The sequence below is a fragment of the Acinetobacter calcoaceticus genome (assembly GCF_016508255.1).
GTDB lineage: Bacteria > Pseudomonadota > Gammaproteobacteria > Pseudomonadales > Moraxellaceae > Acinetobacter > Acinetobacter calcoaceticus_E.
This window is the reverse complement of the sequence record NZ_JADVKT010000004.1, coordinates 175621-189851: the sequence shown is the minus strand read 5'-3', so window position 1 is coordinate 189851 and position 14231 is coordinate 175621. Positions and strand designations below refer to the sequence as shown.

Genomic DNA, 14231 nt, shown 5'->3' with positions numbered 1-14231 from the left:
AAATAATCTTTGTTGATGATCAAAACCATCAAATCTTGAAAAAATTATAAAAGTAAAAGCTATAGACAAATGTTTTAAATCAACTTAATTTTATAAAAATATTCACAATTTCGTATGCTTGAGTAAGTGGTTAATATATGACCAAAGTCGCATTGTTTGGATTTTGAAAGAGTCATCATACTGCAAAGGCATGCAAATAAGATCCACTAAAATAATAGCCACAGTCTCGAGATGGGATGCACAAGATCAAGGAAGTTGCGTATGAATGAGATCTATCCAGTACCAGAGGAATTTAAAAAAACAGCTCGTACTGTTGAAGCAGACTACTTTAAACGTTATCAACACTCTATCGAGCACCCAGATGAATTCTGGGCAGAGCAAGCTAAAATTGTCGATTGGATAAAGCCATTTACCCAAGTTAAAAATACCAGTTTTGACAAAGACAATTTCAAAATTGAATGGTTTGCTGATGGTGAGTTGAACGTATCAGCAAACTGCCTAGATAGGCATCTTAAAGAACATCCTCATAAACCTGCAATTATTTGGGAAGGCGACCATCCTTCTCGCCATAAAATCGTTTCTTATAAAGAATTACACGATGAAGTTTGTCGCTTTGCCAATGTTTTAAAGAAATATGGCATTGGTAAAGGTGACCGTGTTGTGCTGTATATGCCAATGGTGACTGAGGCTGCAATTGCCATGTTGGCCTGTACTCGGATTGGTGCAGTTCACTGTGTGGTATTTGGTGGGTTCTCACCAGACTCCTTAGCAAGCCGTATTGAAGATAGCCAAGCAAAACTTGTGATTACCGCAGACTCAAGTCTACGTGCTGGAAAACTATTGCCACTTAAAGAAAATGTCGATTTGGCTCTAGAGTTGCCAGGTACAGAGTGTGTTGAAAATGTAGTCGTGGTTTACCGTAATGCGAACCCGATTGAAATGAAGCCGGGTCGTGATTTGTGGTATCACCTCATTATTATGGAGGTTGATGCGAACTGCCCTCCAGAGCCTATGAAGGCAGAAGACCCTTTATTTATTCTCTATACATCTGGATCGACTGGTAAACCGAAAGGTGTCTTGCATACTACTGGTGGTTATCTGGTTTATGTGGCCAGTACCTTTAAAGAGGTTTTTGATTTAAAACAGGATGATGTGTATTGGTGTACGGCTGATGTAGGCTGGATTACCGGACATAGTTATCTCATTTATGGACCACTCGCAAATGGAACCACGACCTTAATGTTTGAGGGCGTGCCTCAATACCCAACATGGGCACGTCTTGGTCATGTGGTCGATAAGCACAAAGTCTCTATTTTATATACGGCTCCAACTGCGATTCGCGCCATGATGCGAGAAGGCGATTCGTATGTACGTGAAAGTAACCGTAGCAGCTTACGTTTACTTGGTTCAGTTGGTGAACCTATTAACCCTGAGGCTTGGAACTGGTACTACAACGTGGTTGGTGAAGGTCGCTGCCCGATTGTTGATACGTGGTGGCAAACCGAAACAGGAGGTATTTTGATTGCTCCATTGCCGGGTGCAACAGCTTTAAAACCCGGTTCGGCAACACGTCCGTTATTTGGTATTCAACCCGCTATTGTAGATGGTGAGGGCAATGAGTTAGAAGGTGCGGCTGAAGGTAACCTTGTAATTAAAGATTCATGGCCAGGTCAGATGCGTACCATTTGGGGTGACCCTGAGCGCTTTATTGAGGCCTATTTCTCGACCTTTAAAAATACATATTTTACAGGTGATGGTGTTCGTCGTGATGAAGATGGCTATTACTGGATCACAGGCCGTGTGGACGATGTATTAAACGTTTCTGGACACCGTCTAGGTACTGCTGAAATTGAAAGTGCACTAGTGTCGCATGAAGCCGTGGCAGAAGCTGCGGTAGTGGGAATGCCACATGATATTAAAGGGCAGGGTATTTGTACTTTTGTGACCTTACAAGCGGGCGTACCAGAGTCGGAAGAGCTGCGTAAAGAGTTAATTAACTGGGTACGTAAAGTACTTGGACCAGTGGCTTCACCTGATGCACTACATTGGGCGCCAGCACTACCTAAAACGCGTTCGGGTAAAATTATGCGCCGTATTTTAAGAAAGATTGCGGCAAACGAGCTTGATAGTTTAGGTGATACATCTACTTTGGCTGAACCTGCTGTAGTAGATCAGTTAATTGCCACGGTCTATCCCGACAAGCAAAACTAATATCTAAGAAAAAGCTCCAATCGGGGCTTTTTTATTGAACCTTATTAAGAGTTTTCTAAAAAGTCAGCAGTATTTTGTACATTTGCAAACGTACTCAGCGCAGTTAAAAAAGCAGTTTGCACTTCTTCAGCTTTTGCAGTCTTTCCACCATAGCTTAAATCACGAGTTGCAGTAGCATCTGCAATTAAAATGGGTTGATAGCCAAGCTCTTTGGCTGCACGTGTGCCTGAATCAATACACATATGAGTCATCATGCCTGTAATCACGAGTTGCTCAATTTGATGTGTTTTTAAAAGTTCATCTAAATTGGTTTCTAAAAAACTGTTTGGATAATGCTTTGTCACGATCAATGACTCATTATGAGCGTTGAGTTCAGGATGAAGCAAAACCCCATCTGTATTTTCTTGGAAGAAGCTGGCTTGCGGTGGATTAATATGTTGTACATAAATAATTGGCAAGTTTTTCTCGCTAAAATATTGTTCGAGCTGTTTTATTTTTTCTAGCGCTTGATCTGGCCCAACCAATTCCATTTTGCCATTTTTAAAATAATCATTTTGGACATCGATAATTAATAGTGCTTGTTTCATGAGATCACTCTTGTTGATATGAGATGAAACAAGATTATTCTCTGCTTGCAAAATCGGCTATAGTCAGATGAAAGCATTACCGCCCATTTTCTTTCGCCATGAAAAATGAATATTGAATTAGACCCGATTGATCTAAAAATTATTGCATTACTCAAGCAAGATTCCCGTCTGACAAATAAAGAAATTGGACAGCGTGTTCATCGAACAGGGCAGGCGGTAGGCGCTCGAATTGCTCAGTTAATGGATGCGGGTGTCATTAAAAATTACACGATTGCTGTGCAATACAGCCATAAACAATTTATTCATTTGCATTTAAATGAACAACGCGCATTTGAAGAAATTGAAAATTTAGTCAAGCAATATGAACAAATTGATGAATGCTTTAAGGTCATGGGAAAAGCGTGTTATATGATCGTAAGCCATTTTGAACCCACAGCATTAAATGAATTTATCGAAAAACTTTCAAAATGGTGCCGCTATTCGGTTGAAACAGTAATTCGAGAAGTTGAGAAATCCTAAAAAATAAAGGCTCCAAGCCGAGTCTTGGAGCCAATAAGTCTTTATTTTTAATTTATTGTTTTTATTGTCTTGCGCTGCTTTAACTGAAGTTTTTTAGGCTGATTTGGCTTGAATTTCTATCTCCTTTTCTTGTTGAAGTTCTAATTGGCGAACGAGTGGTAGAACTTTTTCCCCAAAATATTCTACCTCTTCAATGAAATGTAAGAATCCAGAAAGAATCAAATCAACGCCTACATCTTTAAGCGCCACAATACGTTCAGCAATTTGCTGGGGTGTACCAATTAAATTAGTTTTAAAACCATCGTTATATTGCACTAGATCTTCAAAACTTGATTTCGCCCAGTTACCTTGTTGCTCTGGTGAAGCTGCACCTGCTTCACGTGTTGCATCGCCAAATGCATTTACTGCTTCCGTGTTGGCTTTATCAATAATTTCTTGGAGTACCGCTTTTGCTTCTTCTTCGGTATCTCTGGCAATAATGAAGGCATTCACCCCAATTTTGACATGGTGGTTATTGGCTTTTGCTTTAGTGCGGACATCTTCGACTTGTTTTTGAATTTCTTCGACAGTATTACCATTTGTAAAATACCAGTCGGAAACACGAGAAGCCATGTCACGTGCAGCACGTGAGCTTCCGCCTTGAAATACTTCAATATAAGGTTTTTGCAGAGGTTTTGGCTTAAGTGTGTAGTTTTGGAATTGATAGTATTTACCATCGAAACTATAGTTATCGGTGGTCCAGATTCCTTTTAACGTACGAATAAATTCTTCAGAGCGGACGTAGCGCTGATCATGTTCTGGCCACTCTTCACCAATCGCATCAAACTCTCCTCTAAACCAACCACTGACTACATTAATGGCTATACGGCCTTCAGTTAAATAATCAATTGTTGCAAGTTGCTTAGCAGCGAGTGCCGGTTTCCATGGGCCGGGCAGAATAGCAGCAATGACCTTAAGTTTTTCAGTCTTTGCAAGTAATGCATGACTGAAACTTACTGATTCATGCTGGTTTTCTGCCCCATAGCCCGCCGTAAAACGAATTTGGGTAAGCGCATATTCAAAACCATTGTTTTCGGCAGCTTGTGCAAGTCGAATGTTGTAGTCATAACTCCAGTCTGTACGCTGTTCGATGTTACTTACAACAAGGCCACCGCTCACATTTGGTACCCAATAAGCAAATTTAATCGGTTGTTGTAATTGCGTCATGGTGCGTTCTCCCAATTCGTTATTTTTATTTAGGCATATTGCGGTTAGGCAACATGCGTTAATGATTTGCCAGTCTTATGATGCAAGCGAGATTCTGCTGCATCCAGATTGGGTACCGCTGCTGAAGGTAAAACTTCTTCTTGCTCAATCTGTTTATTAATCCCTAGTTCTTGATTTGCTTGCTGAGTCTTAGATTTGATTACTTCAGCACGTTCACCTTTCGCTGGTGCCCATTCTAAAATTGGCAATGCACGTGCTACTGCTAATGTAATACGATCTGATAATTGCTCGCTTTTCACCGTATATTCAGGGGTAAAGTCACGATCAGTTGCATATACGCCGATTGGTAAAGTTTGTGCTTGGAAGAAGCTGAACAATGGACGAAGTTGATGTTCAAGTACCAGTGCATGACGATCACTACCGCCTGATGCTGCTAAAAGTACAGGCACATCGACCAATGCAGTTTGTTCAACAAAATCGAAGAAATGTTTGAAAAGACCCGTAAAAGATGCACGGTAAACTGGTGTACCTACAATGAGGGCATCTGCTGCTTCAACTGCTGCAAGATCATCTTGTACACGCTGTGGAAGTTGGTTGCGATAAAATGCACCGCCTAATAAAGGCCCAATTTCGCTTAATTTAATAAAATGAACTTTAATGTCGGTTGCTTCGGATAACTCATCAAGAATGGCTTGAACCAGACTTTCCGTTTTAGATGGGGTATTTAAGCCACCAGAAACAGCAACAATATTCAAAGGTTTTGGTGATGTGATACCAGTCATAATTTGGTTCCTAAGCCTAAAACAAGGGATTGGACTTATTAATCAACAACGACGGCGAACTGTAAAATAACGAAATTGGTCAACCTTATCAGTTTTAAATATAAAAGATAAATAGTGGATTTTTATACTTTATTTATCTATTAAGTTGCTGTTTTTATTTTATATAATTATTGATGATATATTTTTTATAATAAAAAGTAAGCTTATATAAAAAACAGATTAATTTTGATTAAATGTTAAAAAACATCTGAAAATTTTAGCTAAGTTCTGCATTTATCATCATTTTGCATAAAAATGGATAAGATGAACGTATCTTTCATCTAAATAGTAGGGTTACAATAGGCCATAATTATGCTCAAGATTACTTTAATCGCTTATGAATATTTTAATCGTTGATGATCATCCTTTGTTTCGTCATGCTTTAATTCAAGCAGTACGTTATAGCCTGCCACAGGCACAAATTCATGAAACAGCTTCGGTTGATGAGTTTTATGAGCGTTTGGAAAATGGGGCAGAACCTGATCTAGTATTACTCGATTTAAATTTACCGGGTGCTTCAGGCTTTTCTGCTCTAGTCTATGTACGAGCACAGTATCCAGCTATTCCAATTATTGTGGTTTCTGCACATGAAGAAACTTCAATTATTCAGCGTGCGATTGCACATGGCGCGATGGGTTATATTCCTAAATCTGCTCATCCAAGCCATATTGGTGAAGCGATTCGTCAAGTTTTAGAGGGTGAAATCTGGTTACCACCTAATTTGCCACCTAACCTTAATCTTGATCCGAGAGCGGCAGATGAAACTGCTTTAGCTGAACGTATTCAATCTTTAACACCACAGCAATTCCGTGTTTTGATGATGGTTGCTGAAGGTTTGCTAAATAAACAGATTGCTTACGAACTCGATGTTTCGGAAGCAACGATTAAAGCACATGTGACAGCTATCTTTAGAAAATTAGGTGTGCAAAACCGTACACAAGCCGTATTGGCCATTAGCGCATTAAATATTGAAGATAAGAAGATCTAAAAATAAAAAAGACCTCAGTTGAGGTCTTTTTTATGTGTTCCACTTAAGCAAGGCAATCTTGCTTTGGTGTTAGGCTGTCGCAGTACAAAGGATTGAGTGCACATTGCAAATCATCAATTTGATCTTGAGTCACATAACCTTTCATTTTTAAATATTCAGCCACGCGGTCATCACGCAAGCTTAAAAACGCTGCATCATAAACGCCTAAATCTACAAAAAGTGCAGCTGTTTCTAGGCTATTGAAGCGATCAAGGAAAATATCATTGCCATACATTAAGAAGATATGGTCGAGTTTTGCTTTTTCATCGACATGTAGTCGTTCAGCAAGTTGATCTGGATGAGTTTTAATAAAGAGTAAGTCAGAAAGCTCATCAAACTGAGTCATATCTAGCTGATTTTCGCCAAGTTTGACATGGCCAAGCCAAGCTTTGAAAACCAGTACAGCTCCACCGCGAAGCAACATGCTCCAAATTTGATGACGTGTATCGTGATCAAGATTTTCACTTTCAGCGCTAAGCACTTTTAAGAAGTTTTCTTCTTGTTGTGCCAATTTATCAAATAAGCCTAATCCTTGAGGATGATAAGCCGCAGGTGCAAACACATCAAAATTTAGATCATGAAATACATTAAGTGCGAGAGGGACTGCGCTTTGATAAATCGTATTTAACGCTTTGATATGGGCTTCATTCAGTTTGCTGTTGGGAAAAATACTTTGCCAATCTAGTTCAGGAAGTAAAGCATTGGCACTGTATTGACGATAAAACTGTTGAGATGAGAGTTGGTTTTGTGGGCTATTATCAGAAATATTCATGGCAATTGTCCTTTGCATTAATTCGTGAGCAGGGGCGCTTAATATAGAAATTGGTTAAAAAATGGTTATACATTTATCAAATGCGTTTGGAATAGTTATGTGTCATCAAGAATGCAAGTAGAATACGACTAAAGTCGTATATGGTGGTTTTGATTAGATAATAATTTTAAAAAACAAATATTTATTAAATTGTAACTAAGTATACAAGTGTTCACTTACAAAAAAGATGGGCTTTGCCATAGAAAAAGGGCTATTGGAAAGTTTGGCCAATTATTTAATAAACAAAAGTAGACTTTTTGAGCAGTTCTGCCTATTAGCTTAAATTTAACCTATAACTTTTGCCAAAGATATCTCCCAAGCCTATAAATGGCTTGGGAAAGAAAAATAGTTAGTCAACTGTGTTTGCAATTTTGAGTCCCGATAACCATGCTCTTAATGAAGCTGGTTTAAGCGGTTTTTTAAGTAAAACAACATTCAGTTCTTTCAATTGTTGAGGTAACTCTGGATGAGAGTCAGCTGTAATGAGCGCAACCGGAACATCATGTTGTCGATTTTGCAAAATAAAATCGACGCCGATTTGGTTATTATTCAAGTGTTGGTCGATGAGCCAGACCTGAATATTTTCCTTTTGAATAATCTCAAGCGCTTGTTCTGGTTCAGTGGCTTTAAACACCTGATAACCCCATCGACCGAGTAAACTACTCATACCCTCTAAAATAGTTTCATCGTTGTCTAAACATAAAATCCGATAGGCTTTAGTTTTTAACGGTACTGTCTGTACGGTTGGGGTGATCAATTTGGGAGCCTCAACCACAGGAACCTCAATCATGAAACAAGAGCCTTTGCCGAGTTCTGAGTAGACATGAACCGGATAATTCAATAAACTTGTCATACGCTGCACAATAGCAAGTCCCAAGCCTAAGCCTTGCTCACCCCAAGGTGATAAATGTCCACAGCGTTCAAACTCTTGGAATAGTTTGATTCGCTGTTCTTCTGCAATTCCGGGGCCTGTATCCCACACGCCAATACGGATGTAGCCCGACTTTTGCGCCGAGCGTAGAACACCCACAATCACTCGACCTTTCGCTGTATAGCGCAAAGCATTACTCACAAAGTTCTGAATAATACGTCGAATCCACTGTGGATCTGTGTCAATCCAGAACGATACATCGTGAACTTTGAGTGAAATATTTCGCTGAGCGGCAATCGATTTAAATTGTAGTTCAAGATCGCTGAGTAAATCGTGTAAAGGATAAGGCTGTCTTTTTGGCTGTATGCTACCGCCTTCTAAGCGAGCAATATCGAGTAGGGCAGACAGCATACTTTCTGCACCATATAGAGCGCGGTCAAGTTGTTGTAACGTTTGACGGTCTTCTTCTGTTGCAATGCTTTGTTCAAGCACAGTACTAAAGAGACGAGCGGCATGCATTGGTTGTAATAAGTCATGGCTTGCCGCAGCGATAAAGCGGCTTTTCGACATATTCGCCATATCGGCTTGTTCACGTGCAAGTTGCTGTTCGGTTAATGCATCGGCAAGCTGCTGGGTTCTGTTTTTTACACGGGCTTCGAGTATTGCCTCATTTGTACGGAAAGGAGTAATGTCGGCGAATGTTGTCACAAAGCCTCCACCTGAAATAGGATTACCGCGCATTTGAATTACCCGACCATCTTTACGGATTCGTTCAAATTCATGAGCACTTCCAACTTTCATCCAGTGCAAACGTTTGCGTACATGCTCTTCGACTGAACCAGGGCCACATTCACCGCGTTCAGCGTTATAACGAATTAAGTCTGCAATTGGACAGCCGACGTACACCAAGTCTTTGGGGTAACCAAACAGTTTTAAATATTGGTTGTTCCAAGCGACCAGACACATGTTTTTATCAACTACACTCACCCCTTGAGTCATGTGGTCAATCATGGTCATAAGCAAGTTTTGATTGAAACGTTGCCATTGTGAAGCTTGGTCTAAAATATTGGCCACTTGACCTAAAGCCAGACCATTATTGATCATAGCTGTAGTCAGCAACGTACGTGCAGAGGCTGCACCAATAATGCCCGCGAGATATTGCTCGGTGAACCGCCACCACATGCCATTTGCAATGCTATTTTGATTAAGCGTTAAATGGTTTTGTTCACAAAAGTTTTCGAAGGCTTGAGTTGTTGGCTGTTCACCAGTAATTCTTTTAGCTAAAGCAAATAAATCACCCACTTTCAAACGTGCTGCGTCATGGGGTAAATACGTTAAATCGGTAGATGTATGCGGCGAAGGTAGCGGTTTTGTTTCGTAATAGAAGAAACTTTCAGCCTGAATTTGTTCTGCCACACTTGGACGGTAAAGTTTAGAAATCCAGATATACAAAAGAATATTTAAACCAAGTGACCAGATTACACCGTGTGTGAGTGGAGCAAATGATTCAAAACCAAATAATGACTCTGGGCGCAGCGCATTTATTCCTAAAGGGCCGAAAAGTAAAATACTTTGAGCGGTTTCCTGATAAGACTCTGGCAAACTCCGTAAAATAGTTGGGATGAGTAAAGTGTAGCTCCACATCAAAAATCCAACGATGAGGCCTGCATAAACACCTTGGCGACTTCCACCACGCCAATACAATCCGCCAATGAGGGCAGGAGCAAACTGAGCAACAGCACTAAAAGCCAATAACCCAAATACGGAAAGTTGGTTAATATCATTAAAGAAATGGAAGAATAAAAAACCAAGTAGCATGACTGCGACAATACTGATACGACGGCTAAATTTAAGAACTTTAGGCAGATGTTTATCGTGTCGTGAAAGTAATTTAAAGCGCCAGAGGGCAGGCATAATCAAGTCATTACTCAGCATGATAGACAGGGCAACTGACGAAACCAGTAACATACCTGTCGAAGCTGAAAATCCGCCTAAAAAGGCCAGTAAGGCAAGCCACTCTTGGTTATAACTCAATGGTAATGAGAGTACTGCAACATCAGGTACAGTCAGAAACTTTGGTGCAGCATGCAAAGCCCAGCTTGCGATTGGAATAATGGCTAAGATCGTGAGAATGAGGTAAGCCGCAAACCATTTGCGTGCTCCACGAATATGTTTTTCGTCACGTAATTCGACAACCGCTACATGAAACTGACGTGGCAAGCAGATAATTGCTAAACCTGCTAACAGCGTCTGAATCCAGAATGTTTCAGGTACTCCAAACAATTGAACTTCCTGAAAAGTTTGATTCACATCGGCCGAGACTTGTACTAAGTTGGCAGGCGCTTCAAAAATAAAAAATAAAGCGACACAAATAAGTGCGAATAATTTTACAAAAGATTCAAATGCGACGGCTAACATCAGACCGCCATGTTGCTCGGTATTTGCGATTTGTCTTGTACCAAAAATCATGGCCAAAATTGCGAGTACACTCGTTAAAAGCAAAACACTATTGGTAGTGGTATGGATATGAGCATTCTGTTCTAAAATGACTGAGGTACTTAAGGCAATTGCACGTAACTGTAGGGCGAGGTAGGGGATAATCGCAATCACTGCCAAAATGGTAACCAGTGAAGCCAACACCCCGCTTTTACCATAACGAGCAGCAACGAAGTCAGCAATTGATGAGATTGCGTGATGTTGACGTACTCTGCCTAAACGCCGCCAGATGTCATAGCCAAACCAGACAAATAAGAGGGGACCTAAGTAAATAGGTAGGAAAATTACACCTTCTCGGACGGCAGCTCCGGTTGCACCGTAAAATGTCCAAGATGAGCAATAAACACCCAAGGTCAAACTGAACAAGAACATGCGGCCACGTGTACTTAAACGGCTGGCATGCTTTTCACCAAAAAAAGCACAAATAAATAAGAGTGCGATATAGAGGGTGAGTACCCCGATAATCAGCCAGCTGTTCATATGACCTACATGATTAAAACCTTATGCCTATCATACCCCAAGCAGAAACAAAGCTATAAATTGATTAAATTTTAACGACCAAAGTCTAAGTTACGAATTACACAGAATTTTGCTAACTTTAACAGTGAGAAACTACTATTAAAAAAGTGGCCAAGGCTGGACACAGGGTAAGGAGTTTGGTTATGGATCAGAACCAAGTAGAGCAGATTCTACGCAATCCAAAGTTTCAAAAGATGGTCAAGAAAAAAAGTGCATTAAGTTGGACGCTAACAATCATTATGTTAATTCTTTATGTAGGTTTTATGCTGCTTGTAGGCTACAACAAAGAATTTTTGATGAGTTCATTTAGTGGTGGCGTAACGACATGGGGAATCCCGCTAGGTTTAGGAATTATTGTTTTATCTTTCCTACTGTGTGCTGTGTATTCTTTTATCGCCAATAGTACCCTTGACCAGTTGAGTGAAGAAGCGTTGAAGGAAGTTGAAGCCATCACGCATGAGAAAGGACTACACTAATATGAAATGGAATTCATTAAAGGCGAAAGCTTTATTGGCAGCAGCATCGCTATATTCAACAGTGGCTATGGCGAGTCCAGATCTGGGTGAAGCCCAACAACAAGCAACCAACTGGCATGCCATTATTATGTTTGTCATTTTTGTTGGTTTCACTTTGTTCATTACGAAGTGGGCTGCAAAGCAAACCCAGTCAACACAAGATTTCTATACAGCAGGTGGTGGAATCAGCGGTTTCCAGAATGGTCTGGCAATTGCGGGTGACTTTATGTCAGCAGCATCATTCCTCGGTATTTCTGCAATGGTGTTTAGCTCGGGTTTTGACGGCTTGTTATATTCTCTCGGGTTCATGGTAGGTTGGCCAATCGTTTTATTTTTAGTAGCAGAACGTTTGCGTAACCTTGGTAAATATAACCTTTCAGATGTAGTTTCATTCCGTCTTGAAGAAAAACCGGTACGTACTTTAGCTGCGATCAGTTCACTTGTTGTTGTGGCATTCTATTTGATTGCTCAAATGGTAGGTGCGGGTCAGCTCATCAAATTACTATTTGGTTTGAACTACAATATTGCTGTAGTCATTGTTGGTCTATTGATGATGGCTTACGTCATTTTCGGTGGCATGTTGGCAACGACATGGGTACAAATTATTAAAGCGGTCATGTTGCTCAGTGGGGCAACCTTCATGGCATTCATGGTGATGAAAGCAGTTGGTTTCAGCTTCAGCAACATGTTTAGCCAATCAATTGAAGTTTTTAGTAAAGTGCATGATATAAGCTTGGCTGATGCTTCAAAAATTATGGGGCCAGGTAAACTTGCAGCAAACCCAATTGATGCTTTGTCTCTTGGTTTGGCATTGATGTTTGGTACAGCAGGTCTGCCACACATTCTTATGCGTTTCTTCACTGTAAAAGATGCAAAAGAAGCACGTAAATCGGTTGTGGTTGCAACAGGTTTTATTGGTTACTTCTACCTTTTAACTTTCATTATTGGTTTCGGTGCGATTCTTTTCGTATCAAACAACCCGCAATTCCTTGATGTTGCAAAAATGGCTGTCACAGGCAAGCTTGAGCTTATTGGCGGTAACAACATGGCAGCCGTGCATTTAAGTGATGCATTAGGCGGTGACCTCTTCATGGGCTTTATTTCGGCTGTTGCATTCGCAACGATTCTTGCTGTGGTTGCTGGTTTAACACTTTCAGGCGCGTCTGCAATCTCACACGACTTATATGCTAACGTATTTAAGAAAGGTCAAACTACGCCAGCTTCAGAGCTTCGTATGTCAAAAATTGCGACACTTGGTTTAGCCGTTTTTGCCATGATTTTGGGTATTTTGTTTGAAAAGCAAAACGTAGCATTCATGGTGGGCTTAGCGTTCTCTGTAGCTTGTTGTGCAAACTTCCCTGTTCTTGTTCTTTCAATGTTCTGGAAAGGTTTAACAACACGCGGTGCAGTCATTGGTGGGGTAGTTGGTCTGGTAACAGCAGTAGTACTCATTATTCTGTCTAAAGCAGTTTGGGTCGATACTTTAAAAATCTCTGATACCCCAATTAATCCATTCAACGGTCCTGCATTATTTGCTATGCCATTGTCGTTCCTTTGCTGCTGGTTATTCTCAGTGACTGATAACTCTGCACGTGCTAAAAAAGAGCGTGCTGCTTTCGATGCTCAATATGTTCGTTCAATGACAGGTATTGGTGCATCTGGTGCATCGGATCACTAAGACTAATATTGTTAGCTAATTCTTTAAAAAGCCCTACGGGGCTTTTTTTGTTTTCTCGTATGACTTATTGAAAAGAAGCTCCTTAATAAAGAACAACTTGTTTATCCTATTTTTTGTACAGTATGATTTCCTATAATTCAAAACATAAAGAAAAAATGGAAAATAATTAAATGCGATCTATTATCGAGTTCTGGGCGAGCTTTCGATTGTTGCCTTCAGCATGGTTGCTGTTTGTGCAATTCATTTTACTTATTCTGGCTATGCTTACCTTTAATAATGAGGCTTATAGAACATTAACATGGGTACTAGGTGTCCTTGCTTTATTGTTGATTGCAAAAGTTATTCGCCAGACTCCCATGTTTACTTTTTTAGGCTTAACATTTGTGAGTGGTGCAATTCTGTCATCAGTATTTATTGTATTGGGTTATAGCAATTTATATATTCAGCTATTTGCTTATAGCTGTGAAGCTCTGGCCTATTTTTCGGCAGCTTATGGTCTATTTTGTTATATGTTTGCTGACCGATATTTAACAAAAGATGAATTATTTGCAGCAGCGGCAGTCTTTACGCTTATTGCATGGGGTTTTGCTTTTTTATACAGCATTTGCCAGCTCATTTTCCCTTATAGTTTTCAAAATCTAAATAATCCTCATCCCTTACAAACGTGGCTAGATTTACTCTTCCTAAGCTTTAGCTTGCAGTCGGCTACAGGTCTATCCGATCTAATGCCTATCACTCCACCAGCGCGCGTTTTGGCCATGCTTCAAATGTTTTGTGGAGTCATGTACTTAGCTTTAATCGTGACCCGATTAATTGCTTTACAATATATTACCCACCTCCCTAAAAAAAATTCAGATAAATAATGTAGGAGGTGTTTTAATTTATTTACACCTTTGTAACTGCAATATTCTTTAAGTTTATTTAGAGTGTTATCGGCTTTCTCTATTGAAAGCCCTAGCTTTGTTCATTC

At 40.1% G+C, this 14231-nt stretch carries 11 protein-coding genes; 6 read left to right on the top strand and 5 right to left on the bottom strand.

What is annotated here, in order from left to right; genetic code table 11:
- The first annotated feature begins 261 nt into the window (after positions 1-261).
- On the top strand, positions 262-2211 hold the full coding sequence (acs, locus tag I5515_RS10300) for an acetate--CoA ligase (RefSeq protein ID WP_199966392.1): 1950 nt from the start codon (positions 262-264) through the stop codon (positions 2209-2211).
- Between the two features lie 44 nt (positions 2212-2255).
- Here acs and I5515_RS10295 read toward each other — a convergent pair whose 3' ends face one another.
- The gene (locus I5515_RS10295) at positions 2256-2798 is read right to left on the bottom strand and encodes a cysteine hydrolase family protein (RefSeq protein ID WP_199966391.1); all 543 of its coding nucleotides are present in this window, start codon (positions 2796-2798) and stop codon (positions 2256-2258) included.
- A 105-nt stretch (positions 2799-2903) separates the two neighbouring features.
- Here I5515_RS10295 and I5515_RS10290 point away from each other — a divergent pair, with 105 nt between their 5' ends.
- A complete protein-coding gene (locus I5515_RS10290; RefSeq protein ID WP_199966390.1) occupies positions 2904-3317 on the top strand; it encodes an Lrp/AsnC family transcriptional regulator in 414 nt (137 codons plus the stop codon).
- A 93-nt stretch (positions 3318-3410) separates the two neighbouring features.
- Here I5515_RS10290 and sfnG read toward each other — a convergent pair whose 3' ends face one another.
- Entirely contained in the window at positions 3411-4523 is a 1113-nt protein-coding gene (gene sfnG / locus I5515_RS10285; protein ID WP_199966389.1) for a dimethylsulfone monooxygenase SfnG, read from the bottom strand.
- 44 nt (positions 4524-4567) lie between these two features.
- Positions 4568-5305: an FMN reductase gene (gene msuE, locus I5515_RS10280; RefSeq protein ID WP_199966387.1), complete on the bottom strand. Its 738-nt coding sequence runs from the start codon at positions 5303-5305 to the stop codon at positions 4568-4570.
- A 376-nt stretch (positions 5306-5681) separates the two neighbouring features.
- Here msuE and I5515_RS10275 point away from each other — a divergent pair, with 376 nt between their 5' ends.
- On the top strand, positions 5682-6332 hold the full coding sequence (locus I5515_RS10275; protein WP_013196611.1) for a response regulator: 651 nt from the start codon (positions 5682-5684) through the stop codon (positions 6330-6332).
- Positions 6333-6375: 43 nt separating this feature from the next.
- On the opposite strand, the gene I5515_RS10270 is transcribed toward I5515_RS10275, so the two are convergent.
- Together I5515_RS10270 and I5515_RS10265 are read right to left on the bottom strand one after the other, a co-directional pair.
- Positions 6376-7143 carry a hypothetical protein gene (locus I5515_RS10270; RefSeq protein WP_013196612.1) on the bottom strand — a complete coding sequence of 256 codons (768 nt, stop codon included), beginning with the start codon at positions 7141-7143 and terminating at the stop codon, positions 6376-6378.
- Between the two features lie 388 nt (positions 7144-7531).
- Positions 7532-11029 carry a PAS domain-containing hybrid sensor histidine kinase/response regulator gene (locus I5515_RS10265; RefSeq protein WP_199966385.1) on the bottom strand — a complete coding sequence of 1166 codons (3498 nt, stop codon included), beginning with the start codon at positions 11027-11029 and terminating at the stop codon, positions 7532-7534.
- Positions 11030-11211: 182 nt separating this feature from the next.
- On the opposite strand from I5515_RS10265, the gene I5515_RS10260 reads away from it, so the two are divergent.
- From I5515_RS10260 to I5515_RS10250, 3 genes are all read left to right on the top strand, one after another.
- Positions 11212-11544: a DUF485 domain-containing protein gene (locus I5515_RS10260; protein ID WP_199966384.1), complete on the top strand. Its 333-nt coding sequence runs from the start codon at positions 11212-11214 to the stop codon at positions 11542-11544.
- A 1-nt stretch (position 11545) separates the two neighbouring features.
- Complete coding sequence (locus I5515_RS10255; protein WP_199966383.1) at positions 11546-13261, top strand: cation acetate symporter; 1716 nt, start codon at positions 11546-11548, stop codon at positions 13259-13261.
- Between the two features lie 170 nt (positions 13262-13431).
- On the top strand, positions 13432-14124 hold the full coding sequence (locus I5515_RS10250; RefSeq protein WP_199966382.1) for an ion channel: 693 nt from the start codon (positions 13432-13434) through the stop codon (positions 14122-14124).
- The last annotated feature ends 107 nt before the right edge of the window (positions 14125-14231 follow it).